This is a genomic window from Pseudomonas sp. SLBN-26, assembly GCF_006715895.1.
GTDB classification, from domain to species: domain Bacteria; phylum Pseudomonadota; class Gammaproteobacteria; order Pseudomonadales; family Pseudomonadaceae; genus Metapseudomonas; species Metapseudomonas otitidis.
On the sequence record NZ_VFOB01000001.1, the window covers coordinates 5,592,124 to 5,612,612 of the forward strand.

Annotated in this window: 18 protein-coding genes; 14 read left to right on the top strand and 4 right to left on the bottom strand. The window is 67.2% G+C overall.

The window, feature by feature from the left end; translation table 11 throughout:
* Positions 1–44: 44 nt before the first annotated feature.
* From guaA to FBY21_RS25975, 6 genes are all read left to right on the top strand, one after another.
* A complete protein-coding gene (guaA, locus tag FBY21_RS25950; RefSeq protein ID WP_142014970.1) occupies positions 45–1,625 on the top strand; it encodes a glutamine-hydrolyzing GMP synthase in 1,581 nt (526 codons plus the stop codon).
* A gap of 186 nt (positions 1,626–1,811) precedes the next feature.
* Complete coding sequence (locus FBY21_RS25955; RefSeq protein WP_142014973.1) at positions 1,812–2,831, top strand: extracellular solute-binding protein; 1,020 nt, start codon at positions 1,812–1,814, stop codon at positions 2,829–2,831.
* Between the two features lie 98 nt (positions 2,832–2,929).
* Positions 2,930–4,411: an iron ABC transporter permease gene (locus FBY21_RS25960; RefSeq protein ID WP_232060875.1), complete on the top strand. Its 1,482-nt coding sequence runs from the start codon at positions 2,930–2,932 to the stop codon at positions 4,409–4,411.
* Between the two features lie 166 nt (positions 4,412–4,577).
* Positions 4,578–5,945 (top strand): multicopper oxidase family protein, encoded by a 1,368-nt coding sequence (locus FBY21_RS25965; protein ID WP_142014975.1) that lies wholly within the window; start codon positions 4,578–4,580, stop codon positions 5,943–5,945.
* 2 nt (positions 5,946–5,947) lie between these two features.
* Entirely contained in the window at positions 5,948–6,439 is a 492-nt protein-coding gene (gene tadA, locus FBY21_RS25970) for a tRNA adenosine(34) deaminase TadA (protein WP_142014977.1), read from the top strand.
* Between the two features lie 240 nt (positions 6,440–6,679).
* Positions 6,680–7,936: an amino acid permease gene (locus tag FBY21_RS25975; protein WP_044405941.1), complete on the top strand. Its 1,257-nt coding sequence runs from the start codon at positions 6,680–6,682 to the stop codon at positions 7,934–7,936.
* A gap of 60 nt (positions 7,937–7,996) precedes the next feature.
* Here the strand turns inward: FBY21_RS25975 and mltF are convergent, their stop codons facing one another.
* Positions 7,997–9,457 (bottom strand): membrane-bound lytic murein transglycosylase MltF, encoded by a 1,461-nt coding sequence (mltF, locus tag FBY21_RS25980; RefSeq protein ID WP_044405939.1) that lies wholly within the window; start codon positions 9,455–9,457, stop codon positions 7,997–7,999.
* Positions 9,458–9,668: 211 nt separating this feature from the next.
* Between mltF and purL the strand changes: the two genes are divergently transcribed.
* The 3 genes from purL to FBY21_RS25995 all read left to right on the top strand — a co-directional run bounded on the left by purL (position 9,669) and on the right by FBY21_RS25995 (position 14,333).
* The gene (purL, locus tag FBY21_RS25985; protein WP_142014979.1) at positions 9,669–13,565 is read left to right on the top strand and encodes a phosphoribosylformylglycinamidine synthase; all 3,897 of its coding nucleotides are present in this window, start codon (positions 9,669–9,671) and stop codon (positions 13,563–13,565) included.
* 76 nt (positions 13,566–13,641) lie between these two features.
* A complete protein-coding gene (locus FBY21_RS25990; protein ID WP_232060758.1) occupies positions 13,642–13,857 on the top strand; it encodes a CDGSH iron-sulfur domain-containing protein in 216 nt (71 codons plus the stop codon).
* Between the two features lie 158 nt (positions 13,858–14,015).
* Complete coding sequence (locus tag FBY21_RS25995; RefSeq protein ID WP_044405934.1) at positions 14,016–14,333, top strand: YqfO family protein; 318 nt, start codon at positions 14,016–14,018, stop codon at positions 14,331–14,333.
* Between the two features lie 59 nt (positions 14,334–14,392).
* Here FBY21_RS25995 and FBY21_RS26000 read toward each other — a convergent pair whose 3' ends face one another.
* Positions 14,393–14,896: a murein L,D-transpeptidase family protein gene (locus tag FBY21_RS26000; RefSeq protein ID WP_069559298.1), complete on the bottom strand. Its 504-nt coding sequence runs from the start codon at positions 14,894–14,896 to the stop codon at positions 14,393–14,395.
* 34 nt (positions 14,897–14,930) lie between these two features.
* Entirely contained in the window at positions 14,931–15,485 is a 555-nt protein-coding gene (locus FBY21_RS26005; protein ID WP_044405930.1) for an NUDIX hydrolase, read from the bottom strand.
* Between the two features lie 152 nt (positions 15,486–15,637).
* Between FBY21_RS26005 and FBY21_RS26010 the strand changes: the two genes are divergently transcribed.
* The 5 genes from FBY21_RS26010 to FBY21_RS26030 all read left to right on the top strand — a co-directional run bounded on the left by FBY21_RS26010 (position 15,638) and on the right by FBY21_RS26030 (position 18,979).
* Complete coding sequence (locus FBY21_RS26010) at positions 15,638–16,240, top strand: CoA pyrophosphatase (protein ID WP_142014983.1); 603 nt, start codon at positions 15,638–15,640, stop codon at positions 16,238–16,240.
* 22 nt (positions 16,241–16,262) lie between these two features.
* Positions 16,263–16,787, top strand: coding sequence for a gamma carbonic anhydrase family protein (locus tag FBY21_RS26015; RefSeq protein WP_044405926.1), 525 nt, complete (start codon positions 16,263–16,265; stop codon positions 16,785–16,787).
* Positions 16,787–16,978, top strand: a complete 192-nt coding sequence (locus FBY21_RS26020) for a DUF1289 domain-containing protein (RefSeq protein WP_170832296.1) — start codon at positions 16,787–16,789, stop codon at positions 16,976–16,978. Before FBY21_RS26015 ends, FBY21_RS26020 begins: the two co-directional genes overlap by 1 nt.
* A 61-nt stretch (positions 16,979–17,039) precedes the next feature.
* Positions 17,040–18,221, top strand: coding sequence for a formate-dependent phosphoribosylglycinamide formyltransferase (gene purT / locus FBY21_RS26025; RefSeq protein ID WP_142014986.1), 1,182 nt, complete (start codon positions 17,040–17,042; stop codon positions 18,219–18,221).
* A 44-nt stretch (positions 18,222–18,265) separates the two neighbouring features.
* On the top strand, positions 18,266–18,979 hold the full coding sequence (locus tag FBY21_RS26030; RefSeq protein ID WP_301308380.1) for an SGNH/GDSL hydrolase family protein: 714 nt from the start codon (positions 18,266–18,268) through the stop codon (positions 18,977–18,979).
* Here FBY21_RS26030 and FBY21_RS26035 read toward each other — a convergent pair.
* Positions 18,976–20,292 carry an MFS transporter gene (locus FBY21_RS26035; protein WP_142014993.1) on the bottom strand — a complete coding sequence of 439 codons (1,317 nt, stop codon included), beginning with the start codon at positions 20,290–20,292 and terminating at the stop codon, positions 18,976–18,978. The two genes, FBY21_RS26030 and FBY21_RS26035, sit on opposite strands and share 4 nt — an antisense overlap.
* Positions 20,293–20,489: the final 197 nt, after the last annotated feature.

Consider the following 20,489-nt stretch of genomic DNA (forward strand, 5'->3'; position numbering starts at 1 on the left):
GCCTTCAGCCTTCAGCGTTTCAGCCACTTTCCCAGGGGAAGCACATGGCTCATCAAGACATCCACGCTCACCGCATCCTGATCCTCGACTTCGGTTCCCAGTACACCCAGCTGATCGCCCGCCGCGTTCGCGAGATCGGTGTGTACTGCGAAATCCACCCGTTCGACATGGAAAACGATGCCATCCGCGCCTTCGCGCCCAAGGGCATCATCCTTGCCGGCGGCCCGGAGTCGGTGCATGAGGCCAACAGCCCGCGCGCTCCGCAGGCGGTGTTCGATCTCAACGTCCCGCTGTTCGGCATCTGCTACGGCATGCAGACCATGGCCGAGCAACTGGGTGGCAAGGTGCAGGGTTCCGACCTGCGCGAATTCGGCTACGCCCGTGTCGACGTGGTCGGCAAGGCGCGCCTGCTGGACGGCATCGAAGATCATGTCGACGCTGACGGCCTGCTGGGCCTGGACGTGTGGATGAGCCACGGCGACAAGGTCACCGCCATGCCCGAGGGTTTCCACATCCTCGCCAGCACCCCGAGCTGCCCCATCGCCGCCATGGCCGATGACACCCGCGCCTACTACGGCGTGCAGTTCCACCCGGAAGTGACCCACACCAAGCAGGGCGGCCGCATCCTCTCCCGCTTCGTGCTGGACATCTGCGGCTGCGCCGCGCTGTGGACCCCGTCGAACATCGTCGAAGACGCCATCGCCACCGTGCGCGCCCAGGTGGGCAGCAACAAGGTGCTGCTGGGCCTGTCCGGCGGCGTCGATTCCTCCGTGGTCGCGGCCCTGCTGCACAAGGCCATCGGCGACCAACTGACCTGCGTCTTCGTCGACAACGGCCTGCTGCGCCTGCACGAAGGTGACCAGGTGATGGCCATGTTCGCCGAGAATATGGGCGTGAAGGTCATCCGCGCCAACGCCGAGGACAAGTTCCTGGGCCGCCTGGCCGGCGTTGCCGACCCGGAAGAGAAGCGCAAGATCATCGGCCGCACCTTCATCGAGGTCTTCGATGAGGAAGCCACCAAGCTGCAGGACGTGAAGTTCCTCGCCCAGGGCACCATCTACCCGGACGTGATCGAGTCGGCCGGCGCCAAGACCGGCAAGGCCCACGTGATCAAGTCCCACCACAACGTCGGCGGCCTGCCGGAAGACATGCAGTTCGAACTGGTCGAGCCGCTGCGCGAGCTGTTCAAGGACGAGGTGCGCAAGATCGGCCTCGAACTGGGGCTGCCCTACGACATGGTCTATCGCCACCCGTTCCCGGGCCCGGGCCTGGGCGTGCGCATCCTCGGCGAAGTGAAGAAGGAGTACGCCGACCTGCTGCGTCGCGCGGACCACATCTTCATCGAGGAACTGCGCGCCTTCGACTGGTACCACAAGACCAGCCAGGCCTTCGTGGTGTTCCAGCCGGTGAAATCCGTGGGCGTGGTCGGTGACGGCCGTCGCTACGCATGGGTCGTCGCCCTGCGCGCCGTGGAAACCATCGACTTCATGACCGCACGCTGGGCGCACCTGCCCTACGAGCTGCTGGAGAAGGTTTCCAACCGCATCATCAACGAGATCGAAGGCATCTCCCGCGTCACCTACGACGTATCGAGCAAGCCGCCGGCGACCATCGAGTGGGAGTGATCCAGCTCCCCTGATCGCTGGATGAACGAAGGCGCGGACCGCACAGGCGATCCGCGCCTTTTTCGTGTGGTGGCCCTGCGACCGTCCCTCGCCTGATGCCTTGTGTCGCAGACATTTCTTGAGAATGAGCAGCAGTTGATCCGTATAATCATTACAGATCATTGCTGAGTTCAGAGGAGTGGTTACATGTCGGTACGTCTCGCAACTGCGTTGGCCCGCGCCTGTGGCGCCGGCCTGCTGTCCCTCGGCCTGCTGCTGCCGCTGGCGGCCCGCGCCGATGACGCAGTGACCCTGACCCTCTACAACGGGCAGCACGAAGCCACCGGCAAGGCCGTGGCCGAGGCCTTCACCAAGGCCACCGGCATCCAGGTGCGCATCCGCAAGGGCGGGGGTGGCCAGTTGGCCAACCAGATCGCCGAGGAAGGCGAGCGCTCGCCCGCCGACATCATCTACACCGAGGAAGCGCCGCCGCTGATCAAGCTGGCCAACCAGGGCCTGCTGGCCAAGGTAGACGACGTGCTGCTCAAGCAGGTCGAGCCGCAGTACGCCGACCCTGCCGGCCACTGGATCGGTGTCACCTCCCGGGTCCGCGTGCTGGCCTACAACCCCAAGGAGCTGGGCGACCAGCCCCTGCCGCAGAGCGTGCTCGATGTCGCCGATCCGGAGTGGAGCGGCAAGATCGCCTTCGTACCCAGCAGCGGTGAGTTCCTCGGCCAGGTGGCCGCGATCATCAAGCTGCAGGGCCGCGAGAAGGCCGAGGAGTGGCTGACCGGCCTGAAGGCCTTCGGCTCCACCTACACCAACAACGTCATCGCCATGAAGGCGGTGGAGAACGGCGAAGTCGCCGCCGCCCTGATCAACAGCTACTACTGGATGGCGCTGAAGAAGGAGAAGGGCGAGCTGAACAGCAAGCTGCACTACTTCGCCGATGGCGATGCCGGCGGCCTGGCCAGCGTGTCCGGCGTGGCCGTGGTGAAGGCCAGCAAGCACCCGAAGGAGGCCCAGCAGTTCGTGGCCTTCATGCTCAGCGAAGAAGGCCAGAAGGCCATCCTCAGCCAGTCGGCCGAATACCCGGTGAACCCGAAGGTGCCGGCTGATCCGCTGCTCAAGCCCTACGACCAGCTGCGCCCGCCGAAACTCAGCGCCTCCGACATCGGCCTGGCCGAGGACGCCCTGGAACTCGAACGCGAGGTCGGGCTGAACTGATGCACGCCGAAGCCGTCGACCCGGCGCTGCCGGACACGCCCTCGCTGGTGCCCAGCCGCCGGCGACGCACGCCGCCGATCTGGCTGCAGGTGCCGGTCATGGCGCTGCTGCTGGTGGCGGCCCTGCCGCTGTTCTACGTGGCGGTGCGCAGCTGGGAGTCCGGCTGGCACACCGCCTGGCAGCTGCTGTGGCGGCCCTTCGTGTTCCACCTGCTGGGCAACACCCTGAAGCTGATGGTGGCGGTGACCGCCGGCTGCGCGCTGCTCGGCCTGGCGCTGGCCTGGTGCGTGGAGCGCAGTGACCTGCGCGGTCGCCGGCAGTGGAACGTGCTGCTCTGCCTGCCGTTCGCCATCCCGGCCTTCGTCGCCGGCTTCAGCTGGATTTCCCTCAGCCCGCTGTTCGAGGGGCTGTGGGGCACGGTGCTGGTGATGGTGCTGTCCAAGTACCCGCTGGTGTACCTGCCGGTGATGGCCACCCTGCGCAACCTCGACCCGGCCCTGGAAGAGTCCGCGCGCATGCTCGGCTACACCCGGCGCCAGGTGTTCTGGCGAGTGACCCTGCCGCTGCTGCGCCCGGTGCTGATGGGCACCAGCCTGCTGGTGGCGCTGCACATGCTGGTGGAGTTCGGCGCGCCGTCGATCATGCGCTACCAGACCTTCACCACCGCCATCTATCAACAGTTCGAACTGGAGTTCAGCAACGCCAACGCGGCGATGCTCTCCGCCCTGCTGCTGGCCCTGTGCATGCTGCTGATGGGCCTGGAGCTGCGCCTGCGTGGCCGTGGCCATGCACGCACCGGGCAGGGCGTGGCGCGGCGCATCGCGCCGGTGCGCCTGGGGCACTGGGACTGGCTGGTGCAGGGGGTACTGGTGGCCCTGGTGGTAGTGGGTTCGCTGGTGCCGCTGGTGACCCTGGGCTTCTGGATTCACGAAGGCAGCTCCGCCGCCTTCCCGCTCGGCGACATCCTCCGCACCCTCGGCTCGTCCCTCTATCTTTCCTTCGGCGGGGCGCTGATCAGCTGCCTGCTGGCCCTGCCGGTGTGCCTGGTGGTGGTGCGCTACCACGGACGCCTGGCGCGCCTGGCAGATCGCCTGCCGTACCTGCTGCACGCGCTGCCGGGGCTGGTCATCGCGTTGTCCCTGGTGTTCTTCGCACTGGGCTATGCGCCGTCGCTGTACCAGACCACCCTGCTGTTGCTGGTGGCCTACGCCCTGCTGTTCATGCCCATGGCCCAGTCGCCGTTGCGGGTGGCCCTGGAGAAGGCCTCGCCACAGCTGGAGGAAGCCGCCCGGACCCTGGGGCAGACGCCGTTCCTGGCCTTCCTGCGGGTGACCTTGCCGATCATCTTCCCGGCCATCGGTGCCGGCTTCGTGCTGGTGTTCCTCGATTGCATGAAGGAGCTGACCGCCACCCTGATCCTCGGCCCCACCGGGCTGGACACCCTGGCGACCGCCGTGTGGTCCCACACGGCCAACCTGGAATACGCCGCGGCGGCGCCCTATGCGGCGCTGATCGTGCTGGTGTCCGGCCTGCCGGTGTACCTGCTCACCACCCGCGCCTACCTCGGGCGCCGTGGCTGATCCCGCTGTGGCATCGCGCCACGGCGGGCGGCCGCCCCGCAAGGGGAGGGCTGTGCGAAAATGCGCGACCTGCGAGCGGCCCCCGGGCCGCGATGATGAGGCCGCCAACAGAGTGGCCGCGTAACGCCTGATGGGCCCGATGCCTTACTCACAGGAGCCTGCACCCGTGTCATTCACCCGCAGACAGATTCTCGGTGGCCTCGTCGGCCTCGGCGTGGTCGGCCTTGGTGCCGGCGGCGCCGCCCGCTATTGGCTGGGCCGTTCCCTCGATGCCAAGACCCACGATTACGAACTGATCGCCGCCCCCTTCGATCTCGAACTGGTCCCCGGCCACACCACCCCCGCCTGGGGCTATGGCGGCCAGGCGCCGGGCGTGGAACTGCGCTCGCGCCAGGGCGACTGGCTGCGGGTGCGCTTCATCAACAAGCTGGACGAACCCACCACTGTCCACTGGCATGGCATCCGCCTACCGCTGGAGATGGACGGCGTGCCCTATGTGTCGCAGCTGCCGGTGCTGCCGGGCGAATACTTCGACTACCGCTTCCGCACCGACGATGCCGGCAGCTTCTGGTACCACCCCCACGAGTCCAGTTCGGTGCAGCTCGGTCGCGGGCTGGTCGGGCCGCTGATCGTCGAGGAGCGCGAGCCGTCCGGCTTCCGTCATGAGCAGGTGCTCTCGCTGAAGACCTGGCACGTGGATCAGGAAGGCGCTTTCACCGCCTTCAGCGTGCCCCGCGAGGCCGCGCGCGAAGGCACCCGGGGCCGGCTCACCACCATCAACGGCAAGCCCACGCCGACCCTCGACCTGCCGGCCGGGCAGGTGGTTCGCCTGCGCCTGCTGAACCTGGACAGCACCATCACCTACCGGCTCAACCTGCCGGGCGCCGAGGTGCGCATCTACGCCCTGGACGGCCACCCCATCGAGCCGCGCCCGCTGGGCAAGGAATACTGGCTGGGCCCGGGCATGCGCATCGAGCTGGGCATCAAGGTGCCGGAGGCCGGCCAGGAACTGTCCATGCGCAACGGGCCGCTGCGCCTGGCCACCCTGCGCAGCGTGCCGAGCAACGAGCCGGCCGGTGACTGGCCGGCTGCACTGCCGCCGAACCCGATTCCCGAGCCCGACCTGGCCAAGGCCGAGACGCTGAGCTTCCGCTTCGAGTGGGCGGCCACCCTGGTCAGCGCCGCCGGCAAGCCCAGCAACTACTGGCAGATCAACGGCAAGGCCTGGGACATCAACGACAAGACCTGCGCCGACCGGCCCATCGCGACCCTGAAGAAGGGCGGCCACTACATCTTCGAGCTGCGCAACATGGCCCAGTACCTGCACCCCATCCACCTGCACGGCATGTCCTTCAAGGTGCTGGATTCGGACCGCAAGTCGATCATCCCGTACTTCACCGACACCTACCTGCTGGGCAAGAACGAGACCGCGCGCATCGCGCTGGTGGCGGATAACCCCGGTGTATGGATGTTCCACTGCCACGTGATCGACCACATGGAAACCGGCCTGATGGCCGCCATCGAGGTGGCCTGACCGTGCGCCAGCCGATGTTCATCGACCGCACCCAGGACGAGCGCTTCATGCAGGAGGCGCTGGCCCTGGCCGCCGAGGGTGCGGCCCTGGGCGAGGTGCCCGTGGGCGCGGTGGTGGTGCACGACGGGCAGGTGGTGGGGCGCGGCTTCAACTGCCCCATTTCCCGCCACGACCCCAGCGCCCATGCCGAGATGGTGGCGATCCGCGACGCGGCCCAGGCGCTGGAGAACTACCGGCTGGTGGGGGCCACCCTCTACGTCACCCTGGAGCCCTGCAGCATGTGCGCCGGGCTCATCGTCCACTCGCGCATCGCCCGGGTGGTCTACGGTGCCACCGAGCCGAAGGCCGGGGTGGCGATCAGCCGTGGCCAGTTCTTCGAGCAGGCCTTCCTCAATCACCGGGTGCTGGTGGAAGGCGGGGTGCTGGGGGAGGCCTGCAGCGAACTGCTGTCCGGTTTCTTCCAGGCCCGTCGCGCCGCCCGTCGGGAGAGCTGAGGGCCTGCGACCAAGGTCGCAGGCTGTCAGTCTTGTCCTACAGAAATGCTGTGTTAAGGTGCGCGGCCGCCAGAAGTGGCGTCCTAGAGCGGTTCTTTGGTGAATCGAGCTGGGAGGTTGCATTGCCAGGAGGCGCCCGCAGTACCGTTGTCCCGCAGTGCCCGTTTTCGACGATGACGCAAGGCCGTGGCAGTTCGGTGTGGCCCTCCTGATCCGTTGAATGTTGTCGAGGGTGCTGTGATGAGTGAAACGCAAGTGCGGTCCCACCTCGGGGCGGCGGAAGAGGGCGCGGTCGATGCGTCCGGGCTGGAGGTCAAGCGACTGACCTTCCTCGAAGCGGTGGCCATGATCGTGGGCACCAACATCGGCGCCGGCGTGCTGTCCATGGCCTACGCCAGCCGCAAGGCCGGCTTCATGCCGCTGTTGCTGTGGCTGGCGGTGGCCGGCGTGTTCACCACCATCTCCATGCTCTACGTCTCCGAGACGGCCCTGCGCACCCGCACCCACTCCCAGTTGAGCGGCCTGGCCCAGCGCTACGTGGGGTCGTTCGGCTCCTGGGCGATCTTCCTGTCGGTGGCGGTCAACAGCATCGGTGCACTGATCGCCTACATGAGCGGCAGCGGCAAGATCCTCGCGGCCTTCCTCGGCATCAGCCCGGCGGTGGGCAGCCTGGTGTTCTTCATTCCGGCTGCGCTGGTGCTCTACCTGGGCCTGGGTGCCATCGGCAAGGGTGAGAAGTTCATCAGCATCGGCATGGTCAGCATGATCGTGCTGCTGGTGGTGGCGACCCTGCTCAACGAGCACACCGACGTGGCGCGCCTGCTGGAAGGTGACTGGATCTACATGGTGCCGGTGTTCAACATCGCCGTGTTCTGCTTCTCCGCGCAGTACATCGTCCCGGAGATGGCCCGAGGGTTCAGCCATGCGCCGGAGCAACTGCCCAAGGCGGTGATCACCGGTATGGTGCTGACCTTCTGCCTGCTGGCCATCGTGCCGATGTCGGTGATCGCCCTGACCGGCCTGGACGGCCAGACCGAGGTGGCCACCCTGGCCTGGGGCGAGGCGCTGGGCCAGTGGGCGTTCTACACCGCCAACACCTTCGCCCTGTGCGCCATGCTCACCTCCTACTGGGGTCTGGGCGGCAGTTTCCTGACCAACATCTTCGACAAGTTCCATGCCCTCGGCTCCGAGTCCCAGCCCAAGACCCGCCTGGTGGTGCTGGGCATCGTCTGCGTGCCGCCCTTCGTGCTGGCGTACAGCGGCATGGTCGGCTTCGTGAACGCCCTGTACTTCGCCGGTGCCTTCAGTGGGGTGATCCTCTCCATCATGCCGATCCTCATGCTGCGCTCGGCCCGCCGCCAGGGTGACCTGCAGCCGGCCTGGTCCTGTGGCTGGATCGCCCACCCGGCCATCCAGGTGGTGATCGTGATGATCTACCTGGCCAGCGCGGCCTATGCGATCTGCAGCGCGCTGAACCTGCTGCCTTCGGGTTGGTAAGACCCCAGGTACGAGAAAGCCCGGCATCTGCCGGGCTTTTTTGTGGGGGCGGTTCGAGCTTCAGAGCTTCTCGTTGGCACCGTCCGCCGGCGGCGTCTTGTCGATGCCCGGCACATGGAGGCTGCCCTCGGCCACTTCGGTGCCCTCCATCTGCGGCTGGGTCACCCAGGTGAGGATGTCGTAGTAGCGGCGGATGTTCTGCACGAACTGCACCGTCTCGCCGCCCCGTGCATAGCCGTAGCGGGTCTTGCGGTACCACTGCTTCTGCGAGAGGCGCGGCAGCATCTGCTTCACGTCGAGCCACTTGTTGGGGTTCAGGCCTTCGGCTTCCGCCAGCTTGCGGGCGTCGCCCAGGTGGGCGATGCCGATGTTGTAGGCGGCCAGGGCGAACCAGGTGCGATCCGGCTCCTTGAGGTCGTCCGAGAGGCCTTCCTTGATCATGGCGAAGTACTTGCTGCCGCCGCCGATGCTCTGGCGGGCGTCCAGCCGGTTGGACACGCCCATGGCCTTGGCGGTGTCCTGGGTCAGCATCATCAGGCCGCGCACGCCGGTCTTGGAGGTGGCAGTGGGCTGCCAGAGCGACTCCTGGTAGCCGATGGCGGCCAGCAGGCGCCAGTCCACCTGGTTGCTCTGGGAGGCCTGGCGGAAGTGCTGTTCGTACTTGGGCAAGCGTTGCTGCAGGTGCTTGGCGAAGGTGTAGGCGCCGACGTAACCGAGGACGTCGACATGGCCGTAGTAGCGATCCTTCAGGCGCTGCAGGGTGCCGTTCTGCTTGGCCTTGTCGAGGAAGCCGTTGACCTGGTCGAGCAGGCTGTTGTCCTCGCCGGGGGCGACGGCCCAGGCCAGGTTGCTGGCGTCGCCCAGGTCGAAGGCGACGCGCACGTTGGGGAAGTAGACCTGGTTCATGGCCAGTTCGTTGGAGTCCACCAGGGTCAGGTCGATCTGGCCTTCATCCACCATGCGCAGCAGGTCGACGATCTCGACTTCGTCGGATTCCTCGTAGTTCAGCTCCGGGTATTGGGCCTTGAGGGCGGCGAGCTGTTCGGCATGGCTGCTGCCCTTGAGCACGAGGATGCGCTGGCCCACCAGGTCTTCCGGGCGGGTAGGGCGGCGTTCACCGTTGCGGTAGATGACCTGGGGGGTGACCTCCAGGTACGGGTGGGAAAAGCGCACCTGGCGCTGGCGGGCATCGCTGGCCACCAGGCCGGCGGCGGCCAGCACCGGGCCCTTGGCCTGGCCGAGGCGGCCGAAGAGGTCGTCGATGTTGTCGGCGGTCTCGATTTCCAGGCGTACGCCCAGGTCATCGGCGAAGCGCTTGACCAGTTCGTACTCGAAACCGGTTTCGCCGTTGCGGTCCTGGAAGTAGGTGGCCGGGCTGTTGCGGGTGACCACGCGTAGGACGCCCTCCTCCTGGATGCGCTCGAGGGTATTGGGCTGTTTGCAGCCGCCGAGCAGCAGGAGGATTCCGGTCGCCATCAGCCACAGGGCACGGCGCGTGCGGAACACGGGTGGGGTGAACATCGGCGCAGTATACGCAAACGCCGTTTCTTGCCATATCTCGACAGCGAGATTCTTCTCTGCTAACCGAAACGGCTTGAGGCGCCGTGGGACGGGGAATACAGCGTCCTCAGAGCCTGCTGTCGTCCCGCCTTGTCGAAGGTGCCGAAAAGAGGTCCTTTAGGCTAGAATGCACGGCCTCCAAGTACACCCCTTCCCAGAGGCTGTCCCGACGATGTTGATCCTGCGCGGTGCCCCCGCCCTTTCCGCCTTCCGTCACGGCAAACTGCTCGAGCAACTGACCCAGAAGGTACCCGCCGTCTCCGGTCTGTACGCCGAGTTCGCCCACTTTGCCGAAGTCACCGGCGTGCTCGACGCCGCTGAGGAGAAGGTGCTGGCACGGCTGCTCCAGTACGGGCCGAGCGTACCGGTGCAGGAGCCCGCAGGGCGCCTGTTCCTGGTGGTTCCGCGTTTCGGCACCATCTCGCCCTGGTCCAGCAAGGCCACCGACATCGCCCGCAACTGCGGCCTGGCGAAGATCCAGCGCATCGAGCGCGGCATCGCCTACTACGTTGCTGGTCAGCTGTCGGACGCCGATGCACAACTGATCGCCAGCGTCCTGCACGACCGCATGACCCAACTGGTGCTGGGCGAGCTGGAAGCCGCGTCCGCCCTGTTCAGCCATGCCGAGCCCAAGCCGCTCACCGTGGTGGACGTCCTGGGGGGCGGTCGCGCCGCCCTGGAGAAGGCCAACGTCGAGCTGGGCCTGGCCCTGGCCGATGACGAGATCGACTACCTGGTGAAGAGCTTCAACGAGATGGGGCGCAACCCCCATGACGTCGAGCTGATGATGTTCGCCCAGGCCAACTCCGAGCACTGCCGCCACAAGATCTTCAACGCCAGCTGGGACATCGACGGCCAGGCGCAGGAGAAGAGCCTGTTCGGCATGATCAAGAACACCTACGAGATGAACCGCGAAGGCGTGCTGTCCGCCTACAAGGACAACGCGTCGGTCATCGAGGGCTTCACCGCCGGCCGCTTCTTCCCCGACCCGGCCACCCGCCAGTACGGCGCGACCGAAGAGCCCGTGCACATCCTGATGAAGGTGGAGACTCACAACCACCCGACCGCCATCGCCCCGTTCCCCGGCGCCTCCACCGGCTCCGGCGGCGAGATCCGTGACGAAGGCGCTACCGGCCGCGGCGCCAAGCCGAAGGCCGGCCTGACCGGCTTCACCGTTTCCAACCTGCAGATCCCCGGCTTCGAACAGCCCTGGGAGAAGCCCTACGGCAAGCCCGAGCGCATCGTCACCGCGCTGGACATCATGATCGAGGGCCCGCTGGGCGGTGCCGCGTTCAACAACGAGTTCGGCCGCCCTGCGCTGAACGGCTACTTCCGCACCTTCGAGCAGGCGGTCCAGTCGCCCCGTGGCGAAGAAGTGCGTGGCTACCACAAGCCGATCATGCTGGCTGGCGGCATGGGCAACATCCGTGCGGACCACGTACAGAAGGCCGAGATCTCCATCGGCGCCAAGCTGATCGTCCTCGGTGGCCCGGCCATGCTCATCGGCCTGGGTGGTGGCGCCGCGTCCTCCATGGCCACGGGCGCCAGTTCCGCTGACCTGGACTTCGCCTCCGTGCAACGCGACAACCCCGAGATGGAGCGTCGCTGCCAGGAAGTGATCGACCGTTGCTGGCAGCTGGGCGCCGAGAACCCCATCAAGTTCATCCACGACGTGGGTGCCGGCGGCATCTCCAACGCCCTGCCGGAGCTGATCAACGACGGCGGCCGCGGTGGTCGCTTCGAACTGCGCGCCGTGCCCAACGACGAGCCGGGCATGAGCCCGCTGGAAATCTGGTGCAACGAGTCCCAGGAGCGCTATGTGCTCTCGGTCGATGCCGCTGACTTCGAGCGCTTCAAGGCCATCTGCGAACGCGAGCGCTGCCCCTTCGCGGTGGTCGGCGAGGCCATCGAAGAGCCGCACCTCACCGTGGCCGACAGCCACTTCGGCAACAAGCCGGTGGACATGCCGCTCAACGTGCTGCTGGGCAAGCCGCCGCGCATGCACCGCAGCGTCACCCGTGAAGCCGAGCAGGGCGATGACTTCGACGCCACCACTGTTGCGCTGGAAGACGCCGTGTCCCGCGTGCTGCGCCACCCGGCCGTGGCCAGCAAGAGCTTCCTGATCACCATCGGCGACCGCACCATCACCGGCCTGGTGGCCCGCGACCAGATGGTCGGCCCCTGGCAGGTGCCGGTAGCCGACTGCGCCGTGACCGCCACCAGCTTCGACGTCTACACCGGCGAAGCCATGGCCATGGGCGAGCGCACCCCGCTGGCCCTGCTGGATGCCCCGGCGTCCGGTCGCATGGCTGTCGGCGAGGCCATCACCAACCTGGCGGCGGCACGCATCGAGAAGCTCTCCGACATCAAGCTGTCCGCCAACTGGATGGCCGCCGCCGGCCACCCCGGCGAAGACGCGCGCCTGTACGACACGGTCAAGGCCGTGGGCATGGAGCTGTGCCCTGCGCTGGGCATCACCATCCCGGTGGGCAAGGACTCCATGTCCATGAAGACCCGCTGGCAGGACGAGGGTGTGGACAAGTCCGTCACCTCGCCGCTGTCCCTGGTCATCTCCGGCTTCGCCCCGGTGCAGGACGTGCGCCGCACCCTGACCCCGCAGCTGCGCCTGGACAAGGGTGACACCGACCTGATCCTCATCGACCTGGGCCGTGGCCAGAACCGCATGGGCGGCTCGATCCTCGCCCAGACCTACGCCAAGCTCGGCCAGGCCGCGCCGGACGTGGATGATGCCGAGGACCTGAAGGCCTTCTTCGCGGTGATCCAGGGCCTGAACCAGGACGGCCTGCTGCTGGCCTACCACGACCGTTCCGACGGTGGCCTGATGACCACCGTGCTGGAAATGGCCTTTGCCGGCCACTGTGGCCTGGACCTGCAACTGGACGCCCTGGCCGATGCCGCCGCCGAGCTGCCGGCCGTGCTGTTCAACGAGGAGCTGGGTGCCGTCATCCAGGTCCAGCAGGGCGCCACCGCCGAGGTGCTGGCCCAGTTCAGCGCTGCCGGCCTGGGCGATTGCGTGGCGGTGATCGGCCGTCCGCTCAACAGTGCCAGCGTCGCCATCGCCTTCAATGGCGAGGCGGTCTTCACCGGCGAGCGCCGCATGCTGCAGCGCCAGTGGGCCGAGACCAGCTACCAGATCCAGCGCCTGCGGGACAACGCCGTGTGTGCCGACCAGGAGTTCGACGTCCTTCTCGACGAAGAGAACCCCGGCCTGAGCGCCAAGCTGTCCTTCGACGTCAACCAGGACATCGCTGCGCCCTACATCAAGAAGGGTGTGCGTCCCCAGGTGGCGATCCTGCGTGAGCAGGGCGTCAACGGCCAGGTGGAGATGGCGGCGGCGTTCGACCGCGCCGGCTTCTCGGCCATCGACGTGCACATGAGCGACATCCTCGCCGGTCGCATCAGCCTGGAAGACTTCAAGGGCCTGGTGGCCTGCGGTGGCTTCTCCTACGGCGACGTGCTCGGTGCCGGCGAGGGCTGGGCCAAGTCCATCCTCTTCAACGCCCGTGCCCGTGATGGCTTCCAGGCCTTCTTCGAGCGCAAGGACAGCTTCGCCCTGGGCGTGTGTAACGGTTGCCAGATGATGTCCAACCTGCACGAGCTGATCCCCGGCACCGAGTTCTGGCCGCACTTCGTGCGCAACCGCTCGGAGCAGTTCGAGGCGCGCGTCGCCATGGTGCAGGTGCAGGAGTCGGCCTCGATCTTCCTGCGTGGCATGGCCGGTTCGCGCATGCCCATCGCCATCGCCCACGGTGAAGGCCATGCCGAGTTCGAGAGCGAGGAAGCCCTGCTGGAGGCGGACCTGTCCGGTTGCGTGTCCCTGCGCTTCGTCGACAACCACGGCAAGGTCACCGAGAGCTACCCGGCCAACCCCAACGGCTCGCCCCGTGGCATCACCGGCCTCACCAGCCGCGACGGCCGCGTGACCATCATGATGCCGCACCCGGAGCGCGTGTTCCGCGCCGTGCAGAACTCCTGGCGCCCGGACGAGTGGCAGGAAGACGCCGGCTGGATGCGCATGTTCCGCAACGCGCGTGTCTGGGTCGACTGACGACCCTGCCGGCCCTCCTCTCCCGGCCCCGGGGGAGGAGGGCAGGCTGCCCGAAGTGCGCCAGGTCGAGCCTGGCGTGCGCCTCCTGCTCTGCCGCTGTGGGCATTCGCCCCGGCTTCCCGACTGTCCCCTCGATTGTCGACAAGGGCTCGCCTTCCAGGCCGAACGCCCGCGTATCCTCCTGCTCTGTCGTTGTGGTCGATCCCGTCGCCTGCCCTGGTGCGATGGCAGCCATGCGCCCGAAGCCGTCGGTTTCAAGGCGCGTTGGCGGCGCTTCTGGGCCGGACGGTGAACCGTCGTTTTTTCCGGACCCGGCTGAACGCGACACCTTCCCGCTAGTCGAATGGCGGGTCGATTTCACGGATTCATAAAATCTTGGCGGACGGCCTCGATTAAGTGGCATCATCGTGCCATCACTGTCCAGCCTGTAATTTCCTGACGGAGTTATTGATGTACAAGCTGTGCTTCTATGTGCCGGAGTCCCATGTCGAACCCGTCAAGCAGGCGGTCTTCGCAGCGGGTGGAGGGCGCATCGGCGCCTATGACAGCTGCTCCTGGCAGGCCCTGGGTCAGGGGCAGTTCAGGCCCCTCGATGGCGCCGACCCGTTCATCGGCCAGGTGGGGCAGGTCGAGCATCTGCCCGAGTGGAAGGTGGAGATGGTGGTAGCCGACGAGCTGATCCACGATGCGGTGCGGGCCCTGAAGAAGGCCCATCCCTACGAGACCCCGGCCTTCGAGGTGTGGCGGTTGTCGGACCTGGTGTTCTGAGCTGATCGACCAGGCATGAAAAAGGCGCCTTCAAGGCGCCTTTTCTATTGGGGCTGGGCTCAGGGGCGGATCTCGATCAGCGTCCCGTCCTTCACCAGGCTCCAGATCTCGCGCATGTCGGCGTTCTTCATGGCGATGCAGCCTTCGGTCCAGTCGAGGGTGTGGAAGTACCACTCGGGGTACTCCTCGTCCAGCGGGGTGCCGTGGATCATGATCATGCCGCCCGGGGGCACGCCCTTTTCGCGGGCCAGTTTGGCGTCGCGGGCGTTGGGGTAGGAGATGTGCATGGCCAGGTTGAACTTGTCGCTGGTCTTGCGCCAGTCGATCCAGTAGAAGCCCTCGGGGGTGCGCTGGTCGCCCTCGCGCAGCTTCGGCCCGTTGGGCTGCTTGCCCAGGGAGATGCGGTAGCTCTTGAGGATGTCGCCGCGATTCATGAGCAGCAGCTTGCGCTCGGACTTCACCACCAGCACCTTGTCGATGGGCTTGCCGCCCAGGGCGGGTGCAGCGCTGGCGTGGGAAAGGGTGGTGAACAGGAAAACAAAGGCTAGGAGCATCCAGCGCATCTACAGCATCCCCGGGAACACGTGTTGGCAGCGATCAGGCTTTCTTGTCATGGGCCACCAGAGGGGCCAGCGGTTCGTTGCGCACCGGGTAGACCTGCTGCACCCGGTCGGCGAAGAAGCATTCTAAGGTACGGCCCACAGTGGGAAAAGCCAGCTCGGACCAAGGGATCTCGTGCTCGTGGAACAGCCGCACCTCAAGGCTTTCCTCGCCAGCGGCGAAGTCCAGGTCGGTGAGGTCGGCGAGGAACAGGGTGTAGACCTGGCTGATGTGGGGCAGGTCGAACAGCGTGTACAGGCGCAGGTTGTGGACCCGGGCGCAGGCCTCCTCGGCGGTTTCCCGGGCGGCGGCCTGTTCCATGGTCTCGCCGTTCTCCATGAAGCCGGCCGGCAGCGTCCAGTAGCCACGGCGGGGCTCGATGGCCCGGCGGCACAGCAGCACCTGCTGGCCCCAGACCGGCAGGCAGCCGGAGACGATGCGCGGGTTCTGGTAGTGCACCGTGTCGCAGGCATCGCAGACGTGACGCAGGCGGTTGTCGCCCTGGGGGATGCGTTGCACCACGGGGGTGCCGCACTGGCTGCAGAACTTCATCGGGGGCCCTCGGTTGGAGGTCGTCATCTTGGCGCGCCGGCCAGGGGCTCGGCAAGCGTGGCGGGTGGCCGGATCGAAGGGCGGAACGGGGCTTGGGGGCCCCTGGCGGTTCGTGCCATGATGCCCGGCACAACAAGAGACCGAGACCTTCCATGCTGGATGAGCTTCTCCGCCGGGTGCGGAGCCATTCCCCCACCGACCTGCCCATCGAGCGCAGCTTTCCCGAAGCGGCGGTTCTGGTGCCGGTGACCCGCAGCGACGAACCCGAACTGATCCTGACCCTGCGCGCCAGTGGCTTGTCCACCCATGGCGGCGAGGTGGCCTTTCCCGGTGGACGACGTGACCCCGAGGACCACGACCTGATCCACACCGCCCTGCGCGAGGCAGAAGAGGAGATCGGCCTGCCGCCAGGCCTGGTGGAAGTGGTCGGACCCTTGAGCACCCTGGTGTCCCGCCACGGCATCAAGGTCACGCCCTATGTCGGGCTGGTGCCCGATTACGTCGAGTACCACGCCAACCGGGGCGAGATCGACTCGGTGTTCAGCGTGCCGCTGTCGTTCTTCCGTGATGACCCCCGCGAGGTCACCCACCGCATCGACTACCTCGGGCAGAGCTGGTACGTGCCCAGCTATCACTACGACGGGTACAAGATCTGGGGCCTCACCGCGATCATGGTGGTGGAGTTGGTCAACCTCATCTTCGATGCCGGCATCGAGCTGCGCGAGCCGCCGGAATCCTTCGTCAAACTCACCTGAGTCCCGCATACAGGAGCGCCTGATGAAATACCGCCTGGGCAACGCCCGTGTCGAAACCCATCCAGACAGCTGGATCGCCCCCGACGCCTCGGTGATCGGCAAGGTGCGCCTGGAGGCGGGCGCCAGCGTCTGGTTCGGTGCCGTGCTGCGCGGCGACAACGAGCTGATCCACATCGGCGAGCACAGCAACGTGCAGGACGGCGCGGTGATGCACACCGACATGGGCTACCCGCTGACCCTCGGCAAGGGCGTCACCGTCGGTCACAACGCCATGCTCCACGGCTGCACGGTCGGCGACTACAGCCTGGTCGGCATCAATGCGGTGATCCTCAACGGGGCGAAGATCGGCAAGTACTGCATCATCGGCGCCAACGCGCTGATCGCCGAGGGCAAGGAAATACCCGATGGCTCGCTGGTGATGGGCTCTCCCGGTAAAATCGTCCGCGAGCTGACCGAGCCACAGAAGAAAATGCTCGAAGCCAGTGCCGCCCACTACGTACACAACGCCCAGCGCTACGCCCGCGAGCTGGTCGAACAGGAAGACTGATGGAAATCGAACGCCCCGTACCGTCCCCTTGCGTACACGTCTGTGCGCTGGACGATGACGATACCTGCCTCGGGTGCCAGCGCAGCATTGATGAAATCAGCCGCTGGGGGCGCATGGACAACACCGAGCGCCGCGAGGTCCTGGCCCGTTGCCTGGAGCGCGCGCGCGACAAGGGCCAGCTGATGGCCTGACCCTTCCAGGCGCCGGTCGCGCCGGCGCCTCACCGACTCTTCATCCTTCGAGGAAACACCGATGCCCCGTATTGGAACCCCGCTGTCGCCGAGCGCGACCCGTGTACTGCTCTGCGGCTCTGGCGAGCTGGGCAAGGAAGTGGTGATCGAACTGCAACGCCTGGGCGTTGAAGTCATCGCCGTGGACCGCTACGAGAACGCACCGGCCATGCAGGTCGCCCACCGCAGCCATGTCATCAGCATGCTGGACGGCGAGGCCCTGCGCCGTGTCATCGAGCTGGAAAAGCCGCACTACATCGTGCCGGAGATCGAAGCCATCGCCACCGCCACCCTGGTTGAGCTGGAGGCCGAGGGCTACACCGTCATTCCCACTGCCCGCGCCGCGCAGCTGACCATGAACCGCGAGGGCATCCGGCGCCTGGCGGCCGAGGAACTGGGCCTGCCCACCTCGCCCTACCACTTCGCCGATACCTTCGAGGACTACCGCGCCGCCGTGGCCAGCGTCGGCTACCCCTGCGTGGTCAAGCCGATCATGAGCTCCTCCGGCAAGGGCCAGTCCGTGCTGAAGAGCGACGCCGACCTGCAGGCCGCCTGGGACTACGCCCAGGAAGGCGGCCGGGCTGGCAAGGGCCGGGTCATCGTCGAGGGCTTCATCGACTTCGACTACGAGATCACCCTGCTCACCGTGCGCCACATCGGCGGCACCACCTTCTGCGCACCCATCGGCCACCGCCAGGTGAAGGGCGACTACCACGAGTCCTGGCAGCCCCAGGCCATGAGCCCGAAGGCGCTGGCCGAGTCCGAGCGCGTGGCCAAGGCCGTGACCGAGGCACTGGGCGGCCGTGGCCTGTTCGGCGTGGAGCTGTTCGTCAAGGGCGACCAGGTGTGGTTCAGCGAGGTCTCGCCTCGTCCCCATGACACCGGCCTGGTGACCCTGATCTCCCAGGACCTCTCCGAGTTCGCCCTGCACGCGCGCGCCATCCTCGGCCTGCCGATCCCGGCCATCCGCCAGCAGGGGCCGTCGGCTTCCGCCGTCATCCTGGTGGAGGGCAAGTCCGGCGAAGTCAGCTTCGGCAACCTCGCCGCCGCACTGAGCGAGCCGGACACCGCGCTGCGCCTGTTCGGCAAGCCGGAAGTCGATGGCCAGCGCCGCATGGGCGTAGCCCTGGCGCGTGACGAGTCCACCGACCTGGCCCGCGCCAAGGCGACCCGTTCCGCCCAGGCGGTCGACGTCAAGCTGTGAGCCGCTGGGCCGGGGCACTCTGGTGGGCATCGGCGGTCACGCTGATGCCCCTCATGCTGCCCCTCGCCCTGCATACCCGCCGCACCGCCCTGCGCCTGCCGCCGGCAGCAGGCCCCGAGCAGGGGGTGACGGGCGTGGGGCTCGCCGGTGAGCCGCTGCGGCTGCTGGTGATCGGCGAGTCCACCGTCGCGGGTGTCGGAGTCGACCTGCTCGAACGGGCACTTCCGGGGCAACTGGCCAATGCGCTGTCGCGCCGCCTGAAGCGCCCGGTAGCCTGGCGGGCCTGTGGGGAGAACGGCATCACCGCCGTGGAGGCCTGCGAGCGCCTGTTGCCGCAGGTGGCCGATGAGGCACCCGACCTGGTGGTGATGGCCTTCGGCGTCAACGACACCACCCATTTCACTTCGCGATCCCGCTGGCGCCAGGCGCTGGAAGGGCTGGGCAGGCCCTTCCTCCAGCGTGGCGCCTGCGTGGCGTTTTCCGCCGTGCCGCCGCTCGGTCACTTCCGGGCCTTGCCCTGGCCGTTGCGCCTGCTGCTGGGCTGGCGTGCGCGTTTGATGGACCGGGTGCTGGCGGAGACGACCAGCCCCATGGGCGCCCTTCATTGCACCGCCACCCTGGCGATGCGCCCCGACTACCTGGCGATCGATGGCTACCACCCGTCCGAGCTGGGCTGCGAGGTCTGGGCCGGCCTGCTGGCCGACCGCCTGTGGCTTGAGATGGTGCCGCAACCGCCCTTGGCTGCGGCAGCCGGTTAACGCGGGCCGGATAAGTCCCGGTCGCGAGTCTCCTTCAGGCACAGCACGGCCAGCAGGCTGAGCAGCGCCGCTGCCGATACATAGCCCCCCACCCATGACAGGCCGCCGAGGCTGACCAGCTTCTGGGCGAAGAACGGCGCCACCGAAGCGCCCACGATGCCCCCCAGGTTGTAGGCCGCCGACGCGCCGGTGTAGCGCACCGGGGTGGGAAACAGCTCGGGCAGCAGCGCGCCCATGGGGGCGAAGGTCACCCCCATCAGGAACAGCTCCAGGCTGAGGAACAGGGTCACCGAAAGGGTGGAGCCCTGGGTCAGCAGTGGCTCCATGGAGAAACCGGAGAGGATCGCCAGCACGCAGCCGCCGATCAGCACCGGCTTGCGCCCGAAGCGGTCGCTGAGCCAGGCCGAGAGCGGGGTGGCCGCCGCCATGAACAGCACCGCGAAGCACAGCATGCCGAGGAAGCTCTCGCGGCTGTAGCCGAGGCTCGCCACGCCGTGGCTGAGGGAAAACACCGTGGAGATGTAGAACAGCGCGTAGCACACCACCATCGCCAGAGCGCCCAGCAGGATCGGGCGCCAGTGGCTGGCAAAGGCTTCCACCACCGGCAGATTCACCTGGCGATGCTGGGCCAGGGCCTGGGCGAAGACCGGGGTTTCCTCCAGCTTCAGGCGCACATAGAGACCGACCATCACCAGCACGGCACTGAGCAGGAAGGGAATGCGCCAGCCCCAGGCCCGGAACTGCTCGTCACTGAGCAGTAGAGCCAGGGAGAGGAACAGGCCGTTGGCGGCGAGGAAACCGATGGAGGGGCCGAGTTGCGGGAACATGCCGAACCAGGCGCGCTTGCCTGGCGGTGCATTCTCGGTGGCCAGCAGTGCCGCACCGCCCCATTCGCCCCCCAGCCCCAGGCCCTGGCCGAAGCGCAGCAGGCACAGCAGGATCGGTGCCCAGGCGCCGATGCTGTCGTAGCCGGGCAGCACACCGATCAGGGTGGTGGAAACCCCCATCAGCAGCAGCGAGGCCACCAGGGTCGACTTGCGTCCGATACGATCGCCGAAGTGCCCGAACAGGGCCGAACCCAGCGGCCGCGCGAGGAACGCGATGCCGAAGGTGAGGAAGGCCGAGAGCATCTGCGCGGTCGGCGAGCCCTGGGGGAAGAACACCGGGCCGATCACCAGGGCGGCGGCGGTGGCGTAGATATAGAAGTCGTAGAACTCGATGGCCGTGCCGATGAAGCTGGCCGTGGCGACGCGGGCGGGTGAGTTCGCGGGAGGCGTGGTGGCCGGAGTATAGGTGCAGGCAGTGGAAGTCATGCGGTTGTCCCCTGGCGGGCGTCGGCACGGGCGACGCCCCTGGTATTGGCGTGTGGACTGAGGGGCTGGGGCGAGGTCGGCGGATAGCCGGCTTCAGGGCCTTGCGACTGCTCCGTTGCGGCGGGTGGCGACAGGGCAGGGTGGTCTCAGGTGGCCGGGTCTGGCCGTGGCGGGGGCGGGTAGCCGGTGCGCGAGAG

Coding starts and splice junctions, on each gene's coding strand:
- guaA (WP_142014970.1), top strand. CDS start 45: ATGGCTCATCAAGACATCCACGCTCACCGCATCCTGATCCTCGACTTC.
- FBY21_RS25955 (WP_142014973.1), top strand. CDS start 1,812: ATGTCGGTACGTCTCGCAACTGCGTTGGCCCGCGCCTGTGGCGCCGGC.
- FBY21_RS25960 (WP_232060875.1), top strand. CDS start 2,930: ATGGCGCTGCTGCTGGTGGCGGCCCTGCCGCTGTTCTACGTGGCGGTG.
- FBY21_RS25975 (WP_044405941.1), top strand. CDS start 6,680: ATGAGTGAAACGCAAGTGCGGTCCCACCTCGGGGCGGCGGAAGAGGGC.
- mltF (WP_044405939.1), bottom strand. CDS start 9,457: ATGTTCACCCCACCCGTGTTCCGCACGCGCCGTGCCCTGTGGCTGATG.
- purL (WP_142014979.1), top strand. CDS start 9,669: ATGTTGATCCTGCGCGGTGCCCCCGCCCTTTCCGCCTTCCGTCACGGC.
- FBY21_RS25995 (WP_044405934.1), top strand. CDS start 14,016: ATGTACAAGCTGTGCTTCTATGTGCCGGAGTCCCATGTCGAACCCGTC.
- FBY21_RS26000 (WP_069559298.1), bottom strand. CDS start 14,896: ATGCGCTGGATGCTCCTAGCCTTTGTTTTCCTGTTCACCACCCTTTCC.
- FBY21_RS26005 (WP_044405930.1), bottom strand. CDS start 15,485: ATGAAGTTCTGCAGCCAGTGCGGCACCCCCGTGGTGCAACGCATCCCC.
- FBY21_RS26010 (WP_142014983.1), top strand. CDS start 15,638: ATGCTGGATGAGCTTCTCCGCCGGGTGCGGAGCCATTCCCCCACCGAC.
- FBY21_RS26015 (WP_044405926.1), top strand. CDS start 16,263: ATGAAATACCGCCTGGGCAACGCCCGTGTCGAAACCCATCCAGACAGC.
- FBY21_RS26020 (WP_170832296.1), top strand. CDS start 16,787: ATGGAAATCGAACGCCCCGTACCGTCCCCTTGCGTACACGTCTGTGCG.
- purT (WP_142014986.1), top strand. CDS start 17,040: ATGCCCCGTATTGGAACCCCGCTGTCGCCGAGCGCGACCCGTGTACTG.
- FBY21_RS26030 (WP_301308380.1), top strand. CDS start 18,266: ATGCCCCTCATGCTGCCCCTCGCCCTGCATACCCGCCGCACCGCCCTG.
- FBY21_RS26035 (WP_142014993.1), bottom strand. CDS start 20,292: ATGACTTCCACTGCCTGCACCTATACTCCGGCCACCACGCCTCCCGCG.